Source organism: Nocardia sp. NPDC050717, from assembly GCF_040654275.1.
In the GTDB taxonomy this organism is placed as follows: Bacteria; Actinomycetota; Actinomycetes; order Mycobacteriales; family Mycobacteriaceae; genus Nocardia.
This window is the reverse complement of sequence record NZ_JBFAHR010000019.1, coordinates 50,282-69,333: the sequence shown is the minus strand read 5'-3', so window position 1 is coordinate 69,333 and position 19,052 is coordinate 50,282. Positions and strand designations below refer to the sequence as shown.

General features: G+C 68.7%; 19 protein-coding genes. All 19 read left to right on the top strand.

Features of this window, described 5'->3' with window-relative positions; genetic code table 11:
* Positions 1–250: 250 nt before the first annotated feature.
* The 19 genes from ftsH (at position 251) to AB0H56_RS28315 (ending at position 19,029) form a co-directional block, all read left to right on the top strand.
* Positions 251–2,608, top strand: a complete 2,358-nt coding sequence (gene ftsH / locus AB0H56_RS28405; RefSeq protein ID WP_357168812.1) for an ATP-dependent zinc metalloprotease FtsH — start codon at positions 251–253, stop codon at positions 2,606–2,608.
* Positions 2,609–2,786: 178 nt separating this feature from the next.
* Positions 2,787–3,377, top strand: coding sequence for a GTP cyclohydrolase I FolE (folE, locus tag AB0H56_RS28400; RefSeq protein WP_357168848.1), 591 nt, complete (start codon positions 2,787–2,789; stop codon positions 3,375–3,377).
* Positions 3,374–4,243 carry a dihydropteroate synthase gene (gene folP / locus AB0H56_RS28395; protein WP_357168810.1) on the top strand — a complete coding sequence of 290 codons (870 nt, stop codon included), beginning with the start codon at positions 3,374–3,376 and terminating at the stop codon, positions 4,241–4,243. The genes folE and folP overlap by 4 nt, the downstream gene beginning before the upstream one ends.
* Positions 4,240–4,662, top strand: a complete 423-nt coding sequence (folB, locus tag AB0H56_RS28390) for a dihydroneopterin aldolase (protein ID WP_357168808.1) — start codon at positions 4,240–4,242, stop codon at positions 4,660–4,662. Before folP ends, folB begins: the two co-directional genes overlap by 4 nt.
* On the top strand, positions 4,659–5,186 hold the full coding sequence (folK, locus tag AB0H56_RS28385; RefSeq protein ID WP_357168806.1) for a 2-amino-4-hydroxy-6-hydroxymethyldihydropteridine diphosphokinase: 528 nt from the start codon (positions 4,659–4,661) through the stop codon (positions 5,184–5,186). Before folB ends, folK begins: the two co-directional genes overlap by 4 nt.
* Positions 5,180–5,653 (top strand): DUF3180 domain-containing protein, encoded by a 474-nt coding sequence (locus tag AB0H56_RS28380; RefSeq protein WP_357168804.1) that lies wholly within the window; start codon positions 5,180–5,182, stop codon positions 5,651–5,653. The genes folK and AB0H56_RS28380 overlap by 7 nt, the downstream gene beginning before the upstream one ends.
* A gap of 68 nt (positions 5,654–5,721) precedes the next feature.
* The gene (locus tag AB0H56_RS28375; RefSeq protein WP_357168802.1) at positions 5,722–6,885 is read left to right on the top strand and encodes a DUF6779 domain-containing protein; all 1,164 of its coding nucleotides are present in this window, start codon (positions 5,722–5,724) and stop codon (positions 6,883–6,885) included.
* Positions 6,886–7,090: 205 nt separating this feature from the next.
* Entirely contained in the window at positions 7,091–8,005 is a 915-nt protein-coding gene (locus AB0H56_RS28370) for a DUF2520 domain-containing protein (RefSeq protein WP_357168800.1), read from the top strand.
* Positions 8,005–8,961 carry a pantoate--beta-alanine ligase gene (gene panC, locus AB0H56_RS28365; protein WP_357168798.1) on the top strand — a complete coding sequence of 319 codons (957 nt, stop codon included), beginning with the start codon at positions 8,005–8,007 and terminating at the stop codon, positions 8,959–8,961. Before AB0H56_RS28370 ends, panC begins: the two co-directional genes overlap by 1 nt.
* Positions 8,962–8,975: 14 nt before the next feature.
* Positions 8,976–9,395, top strand: coding sequence for an aspartate 1-decarboxylase (panD, locus tag AB0H56_RS28360; RefSeq protein ID WP_218720630.1), 420 nt, complete (start codon positions 8,976–8,978; stop codon positions 9,393–9,395).
* Positions 9,396–9,414: 19 nt separating this feature from the next.
* Complete coding sequence (locus tag AB0H56_RS28355; RefSeq protein ID WP_357168795.1) at positions 9,415–10,197, top strand: type III pantothenate kinase; 783 nt, start codon at positions 9,415–9,417, stop codon at positions 10,195–10,197.
* Between the two features lie 162 nt (positions 10,198–10,359).
* Entirely contained in the window at positions 10,360–10,956 is a 597-nt protein-coding gene (locus AB0H56_RS28350) for a cysteine dioxygenase family protein (RefSeq protein WP_357168793.1), read from the top strand.
* Positions 10,957–10,964: 8 nt separating this feature from the next.
* Entirely contained in the window at positions 10,965–11,387 is a 423-nt protein-coding gene (locus AB0H56_RS28345; RefSeq protein ID WP_110041447.1) for a rhodanese-like domain-containing protein, read from the top strand.
* Between the two features lie 269 nt (positions 11,388–11,656).
* Positions 11,657–13,123 (top strand): lysine--tRNA ligase, encoded by a 1,467-nt coding sequence (lysS, locus tag AB0H56_RS28340; protein ID WP_357168846.1) that lies wholly within the window; start codon positions 11,657–11,659, stop codon positions 13,121–13,123.
* 115 nt (positions 13,124–13,238) lie between these two features.
* Positions 13,239–13,601 (top strand): Lsr2 family protein, encoded by a 363-nt coding sequence (locus AB0H56_RS28335; RefSeq protein ID WP_110041387.1) that lies wholly within the window; start codon positions 13,239–13,241, stop codon positions 13,599–13,601.
* Positions 13,602–13,854: 253 nt separating this feature from the next.
* Complete coding sequence (locus AB0H56_RS28330) at positions 13,855–14,469, top strand: FHA domain-containing protein (protein ID WP_110041446.1); 615 nt, start codon at positions 13,855–13,857, stop codon at positions 14,467–14,469.
* A 117-nt stretch (positions 14,470–14,586) separates the two neighbouring features.
* Positions 14,587–15,189 carry an anthrone oxygenase family protein gene (locus AB0H56_RS28325; protein ID WP_357168791.1) on the top strand — a complete coding sequence of 201 codons (603 nt, stop codon included), beginning with the start codon at positions 14,587–14,589 and terminating at the stop codon, positions 15,187–15,189.
* 80 nt (positions 15,190–15,269) lie between these two features.
* The gene (locus AB0H56_RS28320; protein WP_357168789.1) at positions 15,270–16,211 is read left to right on the top strand and encodes a lipase; all 942 of its coding nucleotides are present in this window, start codon (positions 15,270–15,272) and stop codon (positions 16,209–16,211) included.
* 250 nt (positions 16,212–16,461) lie between these two features.
* Positions 16,462–19,029: an ATP-dependent Clp protease ATP-binding subunit gene (locus AB0H56_RS28315; RefSeq protein ID WP_280304095.1), complete on the top strand. Its 2,568-nt coding sequence runs from the start codon at positions 16,462–16,464 to the stop codon at positions 19,027–19,029.
* Positions 19,030–19,052 lie beyond the last annotated feature (23 nt).

Sequence of the window (19,052 nt, the reverse complement as noted above, 5' to 3'; positions counted from 1 at the left end):
GCCCACGATATGGCGGGCATGACATGATTGTGGCCACTTGCAACAACACGTCCGAGGTATTCGGGAACCTCCCTCGTGCCTCGAGCGTTTACCAGTGCAACTGCACCAGCAGCCGAACTGCGCGATGTATCGAACTAGACCGTACGCGGTAACGTGGCATGTCCGCATCCGAAACCCGCCGATCTCGACGCTTCGCTAGGAACACCCGGAGAAATAACCGGAAAGGACTGGGCCGTCCGGCCGACGCTCTATGAACCGCAAGACAGTGTTTCGCACTTTGGCGATCATCTCGGGCATCATGCTCATGATCTGGCTGTTCAGCTTTCTCAGCGATGACACGCGCGGCTGGGAGAGTGTCGACACTTCCGTGGCGCTCAGCCAGCTGGAAGACAAAGCCAACGTCAAGAACGTGCAGATCGACGACAAGGAGCAGCAGCTCCGGGTCGAACTGAACAATGGCAACGAGGCGACGAACAACAACAGCAAGATCGTCGCCAAGTACCCGGGCGGCGGTGAGAACTCGGCCAAGGTCCTCGATGCCGTGCAGAAGTCCGGCGCTCCGTACGACACGGTCGTCAAGCAGGAGAGCTGGCTTTCCCAGCTGCTGCTGTTCATCGTGCCGATGGTGCTGCTGGTCGGCCTGTTCATCTTCGTGATGTCGCGGATGCAGGGCGGTGGCCGCGGCGGCATGATGGGCTTCGGCAAGTCGAAGGCCAAGCAGCTGTCCAAGGACATGCCCAAGACCACCTTCGCCGATGTGGCCGGCGCCGACGAGGCCGTCGAAGAGCTGTACGAGATCAAGGATTTCCTGCAGAATCCGGCCCGCTACCAGGCCCTCGGCGCCAAGATCCCGAAGGGCGTGCTGCTCTACGGCCCGCCCGGTACCGGTAAGACGCTGCTCGCGCGCGCCGTGGCAGGCGAGGCGGGCGTCCCCTTCTTCACCATCTCCGGTTCGGACTTCGTCGAGATGTTCGTTGGTGTCGGCGCCTCCCGCGTGCGCGACCTGTTCGAGCAGGCCAAGCAGAACAGCCCCTGCATCATCTTCGTCGACGAGATCGACGCGGTCGGCCGCCAGCGCGGCGCCGGCCTCGGCGGCGGCCACGACGAGCGTGAGCAGACGCTGAACCAGCTGCTCGTCGAGATGGACGGCTTCGGCGACCGCACCGGCATCATCCTGATCGCGGCGACCAACCGCCCCGACATCCTCGACCCCGCGCTGCTGCGTCCGGGTCGTTTCGACCGGCAGATCCCGGTCGGCAACCCCGACCTGGCCGGTCGCCGCGCGATCCTGCGGGTGCACTCGCAGGGCAAGCCGATCGCGCCCGACGCCGATCTCGAGGGCCTGGCCAAGCGCACCGTCGGCATGTCCGGCGCCGACCTGGCCAACGTCATCAACGAGGCCGCGCTGCTCACCGCGCGTGAGCACGGCGCGGTGATCACCGGTGAATCGCTGGAGGAATCGGTCGACCGCGTGATCGGTGGTCCGCGCCGCAAGAGCCGGATCATCAGCGAGCACGAGAAGAAGATCACCGCCTACCACGAGGGCGGCCACACCCTGGCGGCCTGGGCGATGCCCGATATCGAGCCTGTCTACAAGGTGACCATCCTGGCCCGCGGCCGCACCGGCGGCCACGCCATGACGGTGCCCGAGGACGACAAGGGCCTGATGACCCGCTCGGAGATGATCGCCAGGCTGGTGTTCGCGATGGGTGGCCGCGCGGCCGAGGAACTGGTGTTCCACGAGCCGACGACCGGCGCGTCCTCCGATATCGACCAGGCGACCAAGATCGCCCGCGGCATGGTCACCGAGTACGGCATGAGCGCGCGCCTCGGCGCCGTGCGCTACGGCCAGGAGCAGGGCGATCCGTTCCTCGGCCGCTCGATGGGCACCCAGTCCGACTACTCGCACGAGGTGGCCCGCGAGATCGACGAGGAGGTGCGCAACCTGATCGAGGCCGCGCACACCGAGGCCTGGTCGATCCTGAGCGAGTACCGCGAGCAGCTCGACGCGCTGGCGTCCGCGCTGCTCGAGCGCGAGACCCTGCACCGCAAGGACCTCGAGACCATCCTCGCCGGTGTCGAGAAGCGGCCGCGGATCACCGCGTTCAACGACTTCGGTGACCGGCTGCCCTCGGACAAGCCGCCGGTGAAGACGCCGGGCGAGCTGGCCGCCGAGCGCGGCGAGCCGTGGCCGCCGGTGCAGCCGGTGCCGCCCGCGCCGGTGCCTGCCGGCGCGCCGCTCGAACCCGCCAACGGTTACCCGGCCCAGCCGCCGCAGTACGGTCAGCCCGCGCCGCCGGCCAGCGGGTACCCGCTGCCCGCCGGCGCGCCGACCCAGGCGTTCCCGCGCCAGGGCGGTACGCACGGTTCGCGCCCCGACTACGGCGCACCGGCCGGTTGGTCGGCGCCGGGGTGGCCGCCGCGCGAGGAACAGCCGCAGCAGCAGCCGCCGCAGGGGCAGAGCGGTGCGTGGGCGCAGCCGGAGCAGCCGCGGCACGGCGGCGGCTTCCAGCCGTGGGGCGAGGCGCCCGCCGCGCCGCCGCAGCAACCCGCGCCCGGCACCGAGCCGGAGAACAAGGACTGGGAAGGGCCGAACGGCCGTCGCTGACGGACGGCCGACTACGCTCGACCGTCTGACGCCGGACAGGACCGGCGGAAAAGCCGGAACGATCCGGCGGTGTGGAGGTACGGAGAAGGTGTCGGCCGACAAGAAGGTCGCTGAGCCAGTGCGGAACGGCCAGCTCGCCGATCCGGCGGGCGAACTCGGCGCGAACAGCCCGGCGGAGCTGACGGCGCTGGCGACGGGACGACAGTTCGACCAGGCCAGGGCCGAGGCAGCGGTCAGGGAACTGCTGCTCGCCGTCGGCGAGGACCCGGACCGGCCCGGCCTGCTCGACACCCCGGCCCGGGTCGCGCGCGCGTACCGGGAGATGTTCGCCGGGCTCTACACCGAGCCCGACGAGGTTCTGGCGACGACCTTCGACGAGGGTCATCAGGAACTCGTGCTGGTCCGCGACATCCCGATGTTCTCCACCTGCGAGCACCACCTGGTCTCCTTCCACGGCGTCGCGCACGTCGGGTACATCCCCGGCACGCACGGCCGCGTCACCGGTCTGTCCAAGCTGGCCCGCGTCGTCGACCTCTACGCCAAGCGCCCGCAGGTGCAGGAGCGGTTGACCAGCCAGATCGCCGATGCCGTGATGCGGCGGCTGGATCCGCGCGGCGCGATCGTCGTCGTCGAGGCGGAGCACCTGTGCATGGCCATGCGCGGCATCCGCAAGCCGGGCGCGAGCACCACCACCTCGGCGGTGCGCGGCCTGCTGCAGACCAACGCCGCCTCGCGCGCCGAGGCGCTGGACCTGATCCTGCGCAAATGAGCCAGCACCTGGTGACCGCGCGGGACGGCCGCTCGTGTGTGGTCATGGGTGTGGTGAACGTGACCGGCGATTCGTTCTCCGACGGCGGCCGCTATCTCGATCCCGAGCTGGCCGTCGCGCACGGCATCGCGCTGTACGAGGCGGGCGCCGACATCGTCGATGTGGGCGGTGAGTCGACCAGGCCGGGCGCCGACCGCGTCGACCCGGCCACCGAGGCCGCCCGGGTGGCGCCGGTGATCCGCGCGCTGGTCGCCGCAGGCGTGCCGACCAGCGTCGACACCATGCGCGCCGAGGTCGCCGCTGCCGCGCTGGACGCGGGCGTGTCGGTGATCAACGACGTCTCCGGTGGTCGCGCCGATCCGAACATGGTGAAGGTCGTCGCCGAGTCCGGCGCGCCGTGGATCCTGATGCACTGGCGCGCAGGCGCCGACTACCGGCACACCGGCCCCGCCGATCACTACGACGACGTGGTCGCCGAGGTGCGCGCCGAACTCGGCGCCCAGGTCGAGCTCGCCGTCGCCGCAGGCGTCGCGCCGGAGCGCCTGATCCTCGACCCCGGCCTCGGCTTCGCCAAGAACGCCGAACACAACTGGGAACTGCTCGCCGCGCTGCCCGAGCTGGTCGGCGCGGGTCTGCCGATCCTGATCGGCGCCTCCCGCAAGCGGTTCCTCGGCGCACTACTGGCCGACGCGTCCGGCCCGCGCCCACCGGACGGCAGGGAAACCGCCACGGCCACCGTCTCCGCGCTGGCGGCGACGCACGGCGCGTGGGGTGTGCGGGTGCACGATGTGCGTGCCTCGCTGGACGCGATCGCCGTCGTCGACGCGTGGCGCCGCGCCACCGCCGCCCGAGGAGTCGCCCGATGAACTCACCGTTGCTGCCACCGCCCGCGGGCCGCCCCGCGACCTCGCGCATCGAACTGCGCGGACTGCGCGTCTTCGGCAGGCACGGCGTCTTCGACTTCGAGCGCCGCGACGGCCAGGAATTCGTCGTCGACCTGACGGTCTGGGTCGATTTCGCGGCGGCCGCCGCCTCCGACGACCTCGCCGACACCGTCGACTACGGCGCCCTCGCCGAGCGAGCGGTGCGCATCGTGGCCGGTCCGCCGCGCGATCTGATCGAGACGGTGGTCTCCGAGATCGCCGACGATGTGATGGCCGATCCGCGGATCGAGGCGGTGGAGGTGGTGGTGCACAAGCCGTCCGCGCCGATCCCGCACACTTTCGCCGATGTCCGCGTGGTCGCCACCCGCTACCGCACGGTGCAGCCGGGGTCGCGTCGATGAGTCGCGCCGTGCTGTCGATCGGGTCCAACCTCGGCGACCGGCTCGCGCATCTGCGCGGCGTGGTCGCGGCGCTGGGGGAGCGGGTGTGCGCGGTCTCGCCGGTGTACACCACGGCCCCGTGGGGCGGTGTCGAGCAGGACGACTACCTCAATGCCGTTGTGCTGGCCGAGGATCCGGCCTTCGACGACTACGCCTGGCTGCGCTTCGGCCAGGATCTGGAGCAGGCGGCGGGCCGGGTCCGCGAGGTGCGCTGGGGTGCGCGCACCCTCGATGTCGACGTGGTGAGCTGCACCGACGCGAGCGGCGCCGCCATCGTCCGCGACAGCGACCCCGCGCTGATCCTGCCGCATCCGCAGGCCAACAACCGGGCCTTCGTGCTGGTCCCGTGGCTCGAGGTGGAGCCGTCGGCGGTGCTGAACGATGTCCCGATCGTCGACCTGCTCGCCGGGCTCGATCCGGCCGAGCGCGCCGGTGTGGTGCGCACCGATCTCGTGCTGCGCGACGAGAGCGCCCGCCCGTGTTGAAGCCGACCCGGGTCCTCGACCTCGCGCTGAACGTCGTGGTGGCCGCCGCGGTCGCGTGGATCGGCACCCGCTTCGCGTATTCGACGTTCCCGTCCATCTCGGTGGCGGCGGGCGCCTCGCTGCTGCCGGTCGCCGCGATCGAGGCGGCGCTCGGGTTCGTCATCAAAGCCAAGATCGCCGAGGAGAAGATCGGCGACGGCCCGAAGGAACTGCATCCGATCAACGTGGCGCGCACGGTCGCGCTGGCCAAGGCCTCGCTGCAGGTGGGTTCGCTGGCCGCCGGGGTGTGGCTGGGATTCCTGCTGTGGGTATTCCCACAGCGCGGCACGCTGACGGCGGCCGCCGCGGATTCGCCGGGTGCCGTGGTCGGCATGTTCGCCGGTTCTGCCCTGGTTGCTGCGGCCTTGTGGTTGGAGTATTGCTGTCGCGCGCCGGAGGAACCGCCGGACGAGCCCGCTACCACCTAGCAATTTGCGAATGGAATCACCGCGATCTTTGGTGGGCCGACCAGCAGTTTCCGGCTACCCTGGCCCACATGGTTTCACCCTCCCGTAGCTCAACGCCCCGTCGACGGCGGGACGACGCGGGAAAGCTCTTCATCGGCGTGCTCATCCTGCTCGGTCTGACAGCAAGCGTTTTCCTGATCTTCAGCGAGAACGTCCAATATGTACGCGTAGGCCTGGTAGCGGCGCTGTGGGCGGCCGTGATCGGCGCGCTCGCGGCCACCAGGTACCGCAAGGAAGCAGCGGTCGACCAGGCCAAGGCGCGCGATCTCCAGACGGTGTACGAGTTGCAGCTCGAGCGTGAGATCAACGCGCGGCGCGAGTACGAGATGGGCGTCGAGGCGCGGGTGCGCGCCGAGGTCGGCGCCGACGCCTCGGAGATCGCGGCCCTGCGCGCCGAGCTGGCGCTGCTGCGCCAGAACCTGCAGGCCCTCTTCGACGGCCCGCTCCCCGAGGAACAGCCCGCTCTGCAGGCCGACGCGGTCCGGATCGATGCCCTGCCCGCCGCCGATTTCGACGCCTTCGACGACGCGGATCAGGAATTTACGGATAGCCCGGTGGATGCCAACGCCGCCTGGTTCGGCCCGTGGCAGCAACCGCCCAGCGCACTGAAACCGGTGTTCATGCAGCCGGTTTCGGCCAACTTCGCCGACCCCTACGACGACCCGGTGACCGCAGAGACCTCCGCGGTCCAGCTCGACGACTACGCGGAGGCCCAGAAGGCCGAGCAGGCGTCGCAGCCGGCGGCCAACGGCAAGACTCCGCCCCCGCGACTGTCGGCGCCGAACACCCGCAGGGTCGACAACGACGGCAATCCCATCGCCGACCCGGAGACCGACGGCAAGCCGGCGTCCGCCCCGGCCACGGGCGACTTCCCGGTGACGCCCGCCCAGGTCACGGGCGACTTCCCCGCCGCATCCGTCCCGACCGCTCCCGCTCCGACCGCGGCAGGCGGCGCAGCGGCTTCGGCCCCCGCGGCACCTACGCCGGTCGAGGACGCACCGACTCCCGGCACGAGTACCGCCACCCCCGCCGAGGGCGACGCGGTGGCACCGGCCCCGAAGCCGACCGCCGCCACCCCCACCGTGGGCACCAGCTCCCGCCGCCGCCGTCGAGCCGAAGAGGAAGGCGCCCCCCGCCTCTCGGTCGCCGACATCATGGCCAACCTGCAATCGGAGTCCAGCTCGCGGTCCTGACCAGCCGGAACGGGCGAAGTCCTGGTCGGCGGGCTCCCGTGCGCCGCGGGGCAAGAGCGTCGTAGATCACGTGATGGCCCCATGGCGGCGCCCGGGCACCGCCCGATATCCTCGATCCGTACGTCCGGTACCCGCCCAGCGGGACTGGAACGCAATCGAGAGGACAACGTTGACCTCGAGAAGTGTCAATTCCGATGGCGCGAACGTGGGTGTCGACCCAGCGCCCGCACGACTGACGGTGGGAATCGTCTCGGCGGGACGAGTGGGTTCGGCGCTGGGTGTCGCGCTCGAGCGAGCCGGCCACGTGGTGTTCGGTGTCGCCGCGATCTCCGATGCCTCCGTGCACCGGGCGCGGACGCGGCTGCCCGATTCCCAGATCCTGCCGGTGGAGCAGATCGCCCAGCGCAGTGAGCTGTTGCTGCTCGCCGTCCCCGACGCCGAGCTGGCCGGGCTGGTGCGCGGACTCGCCGCGGCGGATGTCGTGCGCCCCGGCACGATCGTGGCGCACACCGCGGGCGCGCACGGTGTCGGCGTGCTGGCCCCGCTCACCGACAAGGGCGCGCTCGGGCTGGCCATCCATCCGGCGATGACCTTCACCGGCCACGACGAGGACATCGACCGCCTCGCCAACGCCTGCTTCGGCGTCACCGCCGCCGACGAGGTGGGGTACGCGATCGGGCAGGCCCTGGTGATCGAGATGGGCGGCGAACCGGTCCGGGTGCCGGAGGAGCAGCGCACGCTGTACCACGCGGCGCTCGCGCACGGCGCCAATCACCTGGTGACGGTGATCGTCGACGCGGTCGCCGCACTGCGCTCTGCCCTCGACGGGCCGGGCCTGCTCGGCCAGCCCCTGGTCGACGAGCAGCCCAACGGCCTGCCCGAACGCCTGCTCGCCCCGCTCGTCTCGGCCGCGCTCGACAACGCGCTGCGCCGTGGCGGCGCCGCGCTGACCGGTCCGGTGGCCCGCGGCGATGTCGACGCGGTCGCCGCGCACCTGTCCGCACTCGAGTCGGTGGACGAGCGCCTGGCCGCGGCCTACCGTGCCATGTCGCTGCGCACCGCCGAACTGGCAAAGACCAATCCGGCCCTGCTGGAGCTGCTCGCCGAGAAAGGCCACTGATGGAACCCAGGCAAGTGCATCACCACGAGGGTGGCGCCAGGGCGACCGGCGCGTACCAGCCCGGCGTGCTCACCGTCCACCACGACCCCGAGGTCCTGGCGACGATCACCAAGACCCTGCGCGGCGCCGGCCGGACCATCGGTTTCGTACCGACCATGGGCGCGCTGCACGAGGGCCATCTACAGCTGATCCGCCAGGCGAAGCTGACCAATCAGGTCGTGCTGGTCTCGATCTTCGTCAACCCGCTGCAGTTCGGCGTGAACGAGGATCTCGACGCCTACCCGCGCACCCTCGACGCCGACCTCGAACTGCTCCGGTACGAGGGCGTCGACCTGGTGTTCGCGCCGTCCGCCTCCGACATGTACCCGGAGGGCCCGCGCACCACGATCATGCCCGGCCCGCTCGGCGCCGAGCTCGAGGGCGAGACCAGGCCCACCCACTTCGCCGGGATGCTCACCGTCGTCGCCAAGCTGCTCAACCTGGCGCACGCCTCGGAGGCGTACTTCGGCGAGAAGGACTACCAGCAGCTCACGCTCATCCGGCAGATGGTGCGCGACCTGAACATGGACGCGAAGATCGTCGCCTATCCGACGGTCCGCGAGCCCGACGGCCTCGCGCTGTCCTCCCGCAACCGCTACCTCGACGCCACCCAGCGCGAGGCGGCGCTCGGCATCTCGGCCGCGCTGGCCGCCGGTCGCCACGCCGCCGGCCTCGGCCCCGAGGCGGTCGTCCGGGCCGCGCGCGGCGTGCTCGACGCCGTCGACGGCATCGAGGTCCTCTACCTCGAACTGCGCGACTCCAACCTCGGCCCGGCGCCGGAGAACGGAAACGCTCGGCTGCTCGTCGCGGCCAAGGTCGGGACGACCCGGCTGATCGACAACGCCCCGATCGTCCTGGGCGCCCAGCTCGACGGGCACCCCGACGCGAACTCCCTGCCTGCCTCGCAGGCGCACTGAGAAAGGCCACCACGATGTTGCGCACCATGATGAAGTCGAAGATCCACCGCGCCACGGTGACCCACGCCGACCTGCACTACGTGGGCTCGGTGACCGTCGACCAGGACCTGCTCGACGCCGCCGATCTGCTCGAGGGCGAACAGGTCTGCATCGTCGACATCGACAACGGCGCCCGCCTCGAGACCTATGTGATCGCGGGCGAGCGCGGATCGGGCGTGATCGGCATCAACGGTGCCGCCGCCCACCTCGTGCATCCCGGTGACCTGGTCATCCTCATCGCCTACGGCCAGCTGGACGAGCAGGAACTGCGCGACTACGACCCGAAGGTGGTCTTCGTCGACGACCGCAACCGCCCGGTGGAGCTCGGTTCGGACCCGGCGCACGCGCCCGAGGGCTCCGGCCTGACCTCCCCGCGCTCCCTGTCGTTCGCCTGAGCGCGGCGGGGGGACAGCGATGCTGCTGACGATCGACGTCCGCAACACCGGTATCGAACTCGGCCTGTTCTCCGGCAGCGGCGAGCACGCGAAGCTGGTGCGGCACTGGCGGATCCACACCAATCCGCTGCTCACCGCCGACGAGTTCGCCATGCAGGTGCGCGGCCTGGTCGGTGACGAACTCGACCAGGTGGTCGGCGTCTCGGCCCTGTCGACGGTGCCTCCGGTGCTGCGCGAATTGCGCACGATGCTGGCGCGCTACTGGGCGCATGTGCCGCACGTGCTGGTGGAACCCGGTGTGCGGACGGGCATTCCGCTGCTGGTGGACAATCCGAAGGAAGTCGGCGCCGACCGCATCGTCAACTGTCTCGCCGCGTTCCGCCGCTTCGGCGGTCCGGCGATCGTCGTCGATTTCGGCACCGCGATCTGTGTGGACCTGGTCTCGGTGAAGGGCGAGTTCCTCGGCGGGGTGATCGCGCCGGGCGTGGAGATCTCCACCGAGGCCCTGGTCGAGCGCAGCGCGCTGCGCCGGGTGGAGCTCACCAGGCCGCGCTCGGTGCTGGGCAAGAACAGCATGGAGTGCATGCAGTCGGGCGCGGTGTTCGGTTTCGCGGGCCTGGTCGACGGCCTGATCGACCGCATTCGCGACGAGTTCGACGCCTTCTCCGGCTCCGATGTCACCGTGGTGGCCACCGGGGCGGGCGCGCCGCTGATCGTCCCGGAGTCCGAGACGATCGACCAGCACGAGCCGCATCTGACCCTGACCGGCCTGCGGCACGTCTACGAGCGCAACAAGAAGTAGGTGTGGCGCAGCTCATTTTCGCCGTGGCGCGCGAGAGCTGCTAAACTCACGCTCGTGTATTTCCGTGTGAGCACCCAGGAGTGTTGTCGAGGCTGACCTGCCTCGATCGTTCGAGGCTGACGTTTTCCCCTCGACCGATTCACACCTCCTGGAGATTCGCTCATGCGTTCTTCTGTCCTTTCCCTTTCCTCCGCGCGCGACGGCTACTCCGCGACACCCCCGCTCGACCGGGCGGTGGCTTCCGCGTTGCCGACCCGCCTGCGCCCCGCTGACCTGCTGCGTCTCACCGACGAAGGCGCCGAAGACGTCCTCGCGGGCCGCTACGACCACCTGCTGCCCGCCGACGGGCTCTGGCCGACCGAGGAACGCTGGGCGACCCGCCTGATCGCCGACGACGAGGTCGATGTCTGGCTGATCAGCTGGACGCCGGGAAAATCCACGGAATTGCACGATCACGCCGGTTCGCTCGGCGCGCTCACCGTCCTGTCCGGCGCGCTCTCGGAATTCCGCTGGAATGGCACGGAGTTGCGCAGGCGCACGCTGGCCGCCGGTGATCAGGCCTCGTTCCCGATCGGCTGGGTGCACGACGTGGTGCGCGCGCCCGCCGCCGTCGAATCCGTCGGTCCGCTCGATCCCACGCTGAGCGTGCACGCCTATTCCCCGCCACTGTCGGCGATGTCCTATTACGAGGTGACCGGCCACGGGACGCTGCGCCGCACCAAAACCGTCCTCACCGACCAGCCCGAAGGTGACCTGTGATGAGCCGTTTGACTATTGATCAGATGCTCGAGAACGCCCGTGCCGAGCTGCGCAGGCTCTATGTCTACGACCTGCCCGCCGCATTGGCCAGGGGCGCGATTCTGGTCGACATCCGCCCGGCGGCGCAGCGGGTTCGGGAAGGTTCACTCCCCGGCGCGCTGGTCATCGAGCGCAATGTCCTGGAATGGCGACTCGATCCGACCTCGTCGGCGCGTTTGTCGCTCGCCGTCGATCACGACGTGGAATGGATCATCTTCTGCTCCGAGGGCTACACCTCGTCGCTGGCCGCGGCGTCGTTGCAGCAGCTCGGTCTGCACCGGGCCACCGATCTCATCGGTGGCTATCAGGCACTGAAGTCGGCGGGGATGACCTCGGTCGCCGTCGCCGCGCCGCATTTCGCCCGCGAGCTGAATGCGCTCGCCGCGCTCTAGCGTGTACCGCCTCGCGGCGCCGGTCCGAGTTGCGGTGTCCACGTGCGGGTTCGGGCCCCGCTGAGCTGGGATTGTATTTCGGTTGTGTGACGTGGATTGCACTGCGCCGAGGAATGGTCGGGGCGTTGTCGGCCGACCGCCGAGATCGGTGCGGGCGGGGCGCATAGCATTTGCGTGACACGCTACTGTTATCGGATGTGAGCACCCCTAACCCCGCCGAATCCGGCCGCGCCGTCAGTTCCGCCGTGGACAGTGATGTCCCCGAGCAGATGCGGATTCGCCGGGACAAGCGGGAACGGCTGCTCGCCGAGGGCGGCGAGGCCTATCCGGTGGTGGTGCCGCGCACCCACACGCTGGCCGAAATCCGCGCCGCCTACCCGGATCTGGAGCCCGATACCCAGACCGGTCTGCAGGCCGGGATCGCGGGCCGCGTCATTTTCGTCCGCAATACGGGCAAGCTGTGTTTCGCCACCCTGCAGGAGGGCGACGGCACCAAGCTGCAGGCGATGATCAGCCTCAACGGTGTCGGCGCCGACGCGCTGGCGGCCTGGAAGTCCGACGTGGACCTCGGCGACTTCGTGTACGTGCACGGCGAGGTCATCTCCTCGCGGACCGGTGAATTGAGCGTCATGGCCGACTCCTGGTCGATGGCGGCCAAGTCGCTGCGCCCGCTGCCGGTGGCGCACAAGGAGATGAACGAGGAGTCGCGCGTCCGACAGCGCTATGTCGACCTGATCGTGCGTCCAGAGGCCAGGGAAATGGCCCGCACCCGGGTGAACGTGGTCCGCGCCCTGCGCACCGCGCTCGAGCGCCGCGGTTTCCTCGAGGTCGAGACCCCGATGCTGCAGACCATCCACGGTGGCGCCGCCGCGCGCCCCTTCGTCACCCATTCCAATGCGCTGGACATGGACTTGTTCCTGCGTATCGCGCCGGAGCTGTTCCTGAAGCGCTGCGTGGTCGGCGGCCTGGAGAAGGTCTTCGAGATCAACCGGAACTTCCGCAACGAGGGCGCCGACTCCACGCATTCCCCGGAGTTCGCGATGCTGGAAACCTACGAGGCTTACGGCACCTACGACGACTCGGCGACGATGATCCGGGAATTGATCCAGGAAGTCGCGCAGGAAGCATTCGGCACCCTCGTGGTGACCCTCGCCGACGGTACGGAATATGATCTCGGCGGCGAGTGGACGACCGTCGAGATGTATCCGTCCCTGTCGGAGTCCATCGGTGTCGAGGTGACCCCGGAAACGAGTGTGGAGGAATTGCTGGCGCTCGCCGATCGGGTGGGTCTGGAAATTCCGGCGGGCAAGGGCTACGGCCACGGCAAACTTGTCGAAGAACTGTGGGAACACGCGTATGGCGACAAGCTGTACGCGCCGACTTTCGTCCGGGACTTCCCGGTGGAGACCTCACCGCTGACCCGTCAGCATCGCAGCAAGGCCGGCGTCACCGAGAAGTGGGACCTCTATGTGCGCGGCTTCGAGTTGGCAACGGGCTATTCGGAGTTGGTCGACCCGGTGATCCAGCGCGAACGGTTCGTCGATCAGGCGAGGCTGGCCGCCGCCGGTGACGACGAGGCGATGGTCCTCGACGAAGACTTCCTCGCGGCGATGGAACACGGCATGCCGCCGACCACCGGAACCGGTATGGGAATCGACCGGTTGTTGATGGCACTGACCGGTTTGGGAATCCGGGAAACGATCCTGTTCCCTATTGTCCGGCCGAGTAGTCGCTGACCAGTAGATTTGCGAGCCGATGGGCTCGTGTTGGAATTTTCGTATTTAGAGGTATTCTTGCCTCGGGTATTCGGCCTGGAGGCAGGCTTGACGATTTCGAGAGGACGTTCATCTCATGGCAAAGAAGGTCACCGTTAGCCTGATCGACGATGTCGACGGTGAGTCCATCGCGGACGAGACCATCGAGTTCGCTATCGACGGTGTGTCGTACGAGATCGACCTGTCCGAGGCCAACGCGGCCCGGCTGCGCGAAGGCCTGGACGAATGGGTCGCCAACGCCCGTCGGGTGAGTGGCCGTCGCCGCACCAAGGCGGCAGGCGCCCCCGCTCCGCAGGGCAAGAGCCGCGTTTCCATGGATCGGGAACAGAGCGCCGCAATTCGTGAATGGGCTCGTCGCAAGGGCCACAAGGTCTCCGCTCGCGGTCGTATCTCGGCCGATATCACCGAGGCCTACAACAAGGAAGTCGGCAAGGCCTGAGCTCGACCGCGGTCCGGGATCGCTTCGGCTCGATCCCGGACCGGCCTCGCGGAGCCGATGCCCACTCCGGTCGGGGCAGGCGACGGGTCTCTCTCGTGGAGATAGACTGATGTTCGTGCGCAAGGTTTTTCAAGTCGGCCGCGGCCGACCATCCGACCTGGTCCGGCGAGTACATGGGTAACTCGTCGGGCAGGGGCGATCTCGCACGGGACCGGCCTGATTCGTGGAGAGGCGGGATGACGCTGTGACCGCGATGGCCAGTTCTTTTCTCCGGTATACCGATGACACGGGGCGTCAGCACGAATTGTCCCTCGACCCGGAACGGCAGCGTTTCACCATCGGCCGCAATGTGCAGGCCGATCTCGTCCTCGGTTGGGACGCTGAAGTCTCGAGGCTGCACGCCGCGGTGGAATATCTCGGCGCGCACTGGACCATCGTCGACGACGGACTTTCCCGCAACGGCACCTTCGTCAACGGCGAACGGCTGATCGGCCGCCGCCGCCTCAGCCCCGGTGACCGCATCCGGGTCGGCACCACGCTCGTGCACTTCTTCGATTTCGGCGGCGTCGTCGACGACGCGACGCACACCTCCTCCGGTTCGATACCCACCATGCGTTCGCTCACCGATACCCAGCGCGCGGTGCTGATCGCGCTGTGCCGTCCGTACAAACACGGCACCGGTTTCGCGACGCCCGCCTCGAATCAGCAGATCGCCGAGGAATTGTTCCTCTCGATCGATGCGATCAAGACCCATCTGCGCGCCCTGTTCGCGAAGTTCGGGGTGGAGAATCTGCCGCAGAACCAGAAGCGCACCCGGCTGGCCGCGCTGGCGATGCAGAGCGGGATGATCTCCGACCACGATCTGTGAGGCGGCGACGCTCGCGCAGGTTCGTGAGCGTCTGAACGATGTCGGTGTGGCGCGTGACACGGTTGACTTGGTCGTAACGCCGGAGCGGGGCTCCGGGACGACGAGTCAGGAGACATCATGTTCGCAGTTCGGATGGCCGCCATCGTGCTGGCGGTGCTCAGCACCGGGCTGATCGCCGGCGTGTTCTACGCCTACGCGATCTCGGTGATGCCCGCGCTCGCCCGGACCGGGGATCGCACGCTGATCGAGGTCATGCAGAAGGTGAACGTCGTGATCATCAATCCGTGGTTCATGCTCGGGTTCATGGGCACGGTCGGCTTCACCGCGCTGGCGACGGTGCTGAGCCTGGGATCGCAGCATCGCGCCACGCTGGTCTGGCTCGGAATCGCCTTGGCGCTCAATGTGATCGCCTTCGGCGTCACCGTCGCGCTGAACGTGCCGCTCAATGACGCGCTCGACGCGGCGGGCGACCCGGCCGCGATCATCGACGCCGCCGCCGTGCGCGCCGACTACGAGGCGGCGTGGGTGCGCTGGAACATCCTGCGGGCCGTGCTGCACACCGCGGCCTTCCTGGTGCTGTGCGGCGCGCTGTTCGCGGCGGGGGTGCAGCAGGGCAAGTCCAGCATCTCGGCCACCGGTGTCGTTGCCGCGCAGCCGGTTTCGCAGACGATGACCGCACCCCAGGCCGGTGGCTACGGCACCGCGCCGTACCGGCGATGACGGCAATCGGCCGATAGTGCCCCGCGATCGCTAGAACGTGTTCCAGAATGCTGGAACACGTTCTAGTGAGGAGTCGTCGCATGCGACGTAGTTCGAGATCGTTGCTGGTTCTTGCCGCCGCCGCCCTGCTGACCTGGGCGAGCGCGCACACCGCCACCGCCGAGACGTACCCGGTGGACTACAACTTCTTCGCCGGCATCGCGCCGGAACTCGCCAACCCCGGCGGATCACTGCCCGGCGCGAATGATCCGGACTGCGTGCCCTCGGCCGAGCATCCGAATCCGGTGGTGCTGTTGCACGGCACCGGCGGTGGGGCACAGACGAATTGGGGTGTGTACGCCCCGCTGCTGGCCAACGAGGGGTACTGCGTGTACTCGCTCACCTATGGCCAGTACGGGCTGCCGTGGCCCGTCTCGGCGATCGGGGGCATGCGGCCGATCGAGCAGAGCGGCCGCGAGGTGTCGGCGTTCGTCGATGACGTGCTCGCGCGCACCGGCGCCGCGAAGGTCGACTTCATCGCCCACTCGCAGGGCAACATCGTCGGCAACTACTACATCAAGCGGCTCGGTGGCGCCGCGAAGGTCGACAAGCTGGTCGGCATCGCCCCGCCCTGGCTCGGGACCAACGCGTTCGGCGCCGGCGACATCGCCACCTTCAGCCGGGCGCTGGGTGCCGGGCCCGCCTTCGACGCGGTGTCCTCGTCGCTGTGCCAGGCCTGCGGGCAGATGTTCAGCGGCTCGCCCTTCCTGACCGCCCTCAACGCCGACGGGGTGTACAGCCCGCAGGTCAGCTATACCAACATCGTGTCCTCGATCGACGAATTGGTCGTGCCGTACACCTCCGGCCTGGTGCCGGGGCCGAACGCCACCTCGATCGTCGTCCAGGACGGGTGCGCCCAGGACTACTCCGAGCACATGGCCATCGCGGGCAGTCCGCGGGCCGCCGCGCACGCGCTCAACGCCCTCGATCCGGCCAGGCGGGCACCGGTACCGTGTGAGTTCGTGCCGCCGTTCACCGGCTGAGCCGTCACCCGTCCGCCATATTTCGCTGTAGGCAAAACTCGCGGGGAAACGAATGCCGCGACGTGCGCGTTATGAGTGAATGACCATGTTGCCGCCGGTCATCAATAGGGTGGACCGGCGGCGGCGGAATCCCCTGCCAACTAGAGTGGATGGCGGGGGCCGCAACCCCCGGGCTTCATGGCAGGCTGACGGCGACAGTTGTCGGTCGGCGTCTGTTGCCAGAATGTCGGAGCAGGAGAGTGAGGGAGCGATGTTCGAGAGGTTCACCGACCGCGCGAGGCGTGTCGTTGTCCTGGCCCAAGAAGAGGCCCGGATGCTCAACCACAACTACATCGGCACCGAGCACATCCTGCTTGGGTTGATCCACGAGGGCGAGGGCGTGGCGGCGAAGTCGCTGGAGTCCCTTGGCATCTCGCTGGAGGGTGTGCGCAGCCAGGTCGAGGAGATCATCGGTCAGGGCCAGCAGGCGCCGTCCGGTCACATCCCCTTCACCCCGCGCGCGAAGAAGGTGCTGGAGCTGAGCCTGCGCGAGGCGCTGCAGCTCGGCCACAACTACATCGGTACCGAGCACATCCTGCTCGGTCTCATCCGCGAGGGCGAGGGCGTCGCCGCCCAGGTTCTGGTCAAGCTCGGTGCCGACCTGAACCGCGTCCGTCAGCAGGTCATCCAGCTGCTGTCCGGGTACCAGGGCAAGGAGCCCGTCGAGGGTTCCGGCTCGCGCGGTGAGGCGGGCACTCCGTCCACTTCGCTGGTGCTCGACCAGTTCGGCCGCAACCTCACTCAGGCCGCGCTCGAGGGCAAGCTCGACCCGGTCATCGGCCGCTCGAAGGAAATCGAGCGCGTCATGCAGGTGCTGAGCCGCCGCACCAAGAACAACCCGGTCCTGATCGGTGAGCCCGGTGTCGGTAAGACCGCGGTCGTCGAGGGCCTGGCGCAGGCCATCGTCAACGGCGAGGTCCCCGAGACCCTCAAGGACAAGCAGCTCTACACCCTCGACCTGGGTTCCCTGGTCGCGGGCAGCCGCTACCGCGGTGACTTCGAAGAGCGCCTGAAGAAGGTGCTCAAGGAGATCAACACCCGCGGCGACATCATCCTGTTCATCGACGAGCTGCACACGCTCGTCGGCGCGGGTGCCGCCGAGGGCGCCATCGACGCGGCCTCGATCCTGAAGCCGAAGCTGGCCCGTGGCGAGCTGCAGACCATCGGCGCGACCACCCTCGACGAGTACCGCAAGTACATCGAGAAGGACGCCGCCCTGGAACGCCGCTTCCAGCCGGTGCAGGTCGGCGAGCCGACCGTCGAGCACACCATCAACATCCTCAAGGGTCTGCGCGACCGCTACGAGGCGCACCACCGGGTCTCCATCACCGACGGTGCCCTGGTCGCCGCCGCGACGCTGGCCGACCGCTACATCAACGACCGGTTCCTGCCGGACAAGGCGATCGACCTCATCGACGAGGCGGGCGCGCGCATGCGCATCCGCCGGATGACCGCGCCGCCGGACCTGCGCGAGTTCGACGACAAGATCGCCGACGCCCGCCGCGAGAAGGAAAGCGCGATCGACGCGCAGGACTTCGAGAAGGCCGCGCGCCTGCGCGACAAGGAGAAGCAGCTCGTCGCCAAGCGCGCCGAGCGGGAGAAGCAGTGGCGTTCGGGTGACCTGGACGTCGTGGCCGAGGTCGACGACGAGCAGATCGCGGAGGTGCTGGCCAACTGGACCGGTATCCCCGTCTTCAAGCTCACCGAGGAGGAGACCACCCGTCTGCTCCGCATGGAGGACGAGCTGCACAAGCGGATCATCGGCCAGGAGGATGCCGTCAAGGCCGTCTCCAAGGCGATCCGCCGCACTCGCGCCGGCCTGAAGGACCCGAAGCGTCCGTCCGGCTCGTTCATCTTCGCCGGTCCGTCCGGTGTCGGTAAGACCGAGCTGTCCAAGGCGCTGGCGAACTTCCTGTTCGGCGACGACGACGCGCTCATCCAGATCGACATGGGCGAGTTCCACGACCGCTTCACCGCCTCGCGCCTGTTCGGTGCCCCTCCCGGGTACGTGGGCTACGAGGAGGGCGGCCAGCTCACCGAGAAGGTGCGCCGCAAGCCGTTCTCGGTGGTGCTGTTCGACGAGATCGAGAAGGCGCACCAGGAGATCTACAACACCCTCCTGCAGGTGCTCGAGGACGGCCGTCTCACCGACGGCCAGGGTCGTACGGTCGACTTCAAGAACACCGTGCTGATCTTCACCTCGAACCTGGGCACCTCCGACATCTCGAAGGCTGTCGGCCTGGGCTTCACCCAGTCCAACGCCGAGGGCTCGAACTACGAGCGGATGAAGCTCAAGGTCAACGACGAGCTGAAGAAGCACTTCCGCCCCGAGTTCCTCAACCGCATCGACGACGTGATCGTCTTCCACCAGCTCACGAGCGAACAGATCGTGCAGATGGTGGACCTGATGATCGGCCGCGTCGCCAAGCAGCTGAAGAACAAGGACATGGCGATCGAGCTCACCGACCAGGCCAAGGCCCTGCTCGCCAAGCGCGGCTTCGACCCGGTCCTCGGTGCCCGTCCGCTGCGTCGCACGATCCAGCGCGAGATCGAGGACCAGCTGTCGGAGAAGATCCTCTTCGGCGAGATCGGCCCCGGCCAGACCATCGAGGTCGACGTCGAGGGCTGGAACGGCGAGGGCCAGGGCGAGGACGCCAAGTTCACCTTCGCGGGCAAGACGAAGCTGACCAAGGCCGCCGCGGGCGACGACAAGCCCGAGGTCGTCCTCACCGGAGCAGGCGAGGGCACCGCGCCCGATGCCGCCGCCTCCGGCGAGTAAGTCAGCGGAACTCGAAAGGCCCG

Bases quoted from the DNA above. Each gene is read 5' to 3' on its own strand.
- panC (WP_357168798.1), top strand. From the start codon at position 8,005: ATGGAACCCAGGCAAGTGCATCACCACGAGGGTGGCGCCAGGGCGACC.
- folP (WP_357168810.1), top strand. From the start codon at position 3,374: ATGAGCCAGCACCTGGTGACCGCGCGGGACGGCCGCTCGTGTGTGGTC.
- lysS (WP_357168846.1), top strand. From the start codon at position 11,657: ATGCGGATTCGCCGGGACAAGCGGGAACGGCTGCTCGCCGAGGGCGGC.
- AB0H56_RS28355 (WP_357168795.1), top strand. From the start codon at position 9,415: ATGCTGCTGACGATCGACGTCCGCAACACCGGTATCGAACTCGGCCTG.
- AB0H56_RS28375 (WP_357168802.1), top strand. From the start codon at position 5,722: ATGGTTTCACCCTCCCGTAGCTCAACGCCCCGTCGACGGCGGGACGAC.
- AB0H56_RS28350 (WP_357168793.1), top strand. From the start codon at position 10,360: ATGCGTTCTTCTGTCCTTTCCCTTTCCTCCGCGCGCGACGGCTACTCC.
- folB (WP_357168808.1), top strand. From the start codon at position 4,240: ATGAACTCACCGTTGCTGCCACCGCCCGCGGGCCGCCCCGCGACCTCG.
- ftsH (WP_357168812.1), top strand. From the start codon at position 251: ATGAACCGCAAGACAGTGTTTCGCACTTTGGCGATCATCTCGGGCATC.
- panD (WP_218720630.1), top strand. From the start codon at position 8,976: ATGTTGCGCACCATGATGAAGTCGAAGATCCACCGCGCCACGGTGACC.
- AB0H56_RS28325 (WP_357168791.1), top strand. From the start codon at position 14,587: ATGTTCGCAGTTCGGATGGCCGCCATCGTGCTGGCGGTGCTCAGCACC.
- AB0H56_RS28315 (WP_280304095.1), top strand. From the start codon at position 16,462: ATGTTCGAGAGGTTCACCGACCGCGCGAGGCGTGTCGTTGTCCTGGCC.
- folK (WP_357168806.1), top strand. From the start codon at position 4,659: ATGAGTCGCGCCGTGCTGTCGATCGGGTCCAACCTCGGCGACCGGCTC.
- AB0H56_RS28320 (WP_357168789.1), top strand. From the start codon at position 15,270: ATGCGACGTAGTTCGAGATCGTTGCTGGTTCTTGCCGCCGCCGCCCTG.
- AB0H56_RS28335 (WP_110041387.1), top strand. From the start codon at position 13,239: ATGGCAAAGAAGGTCACCGTTAGCCTGATCGACGATGTCGACGGTGAG.
- AB0H56_RS28330 (WP_110041446.1), top strand. From the start codon at position 13,855: ATGGCCAGTTCTTTTCTCCGGTATACCGATGACACGGGGCGTCAGCAC.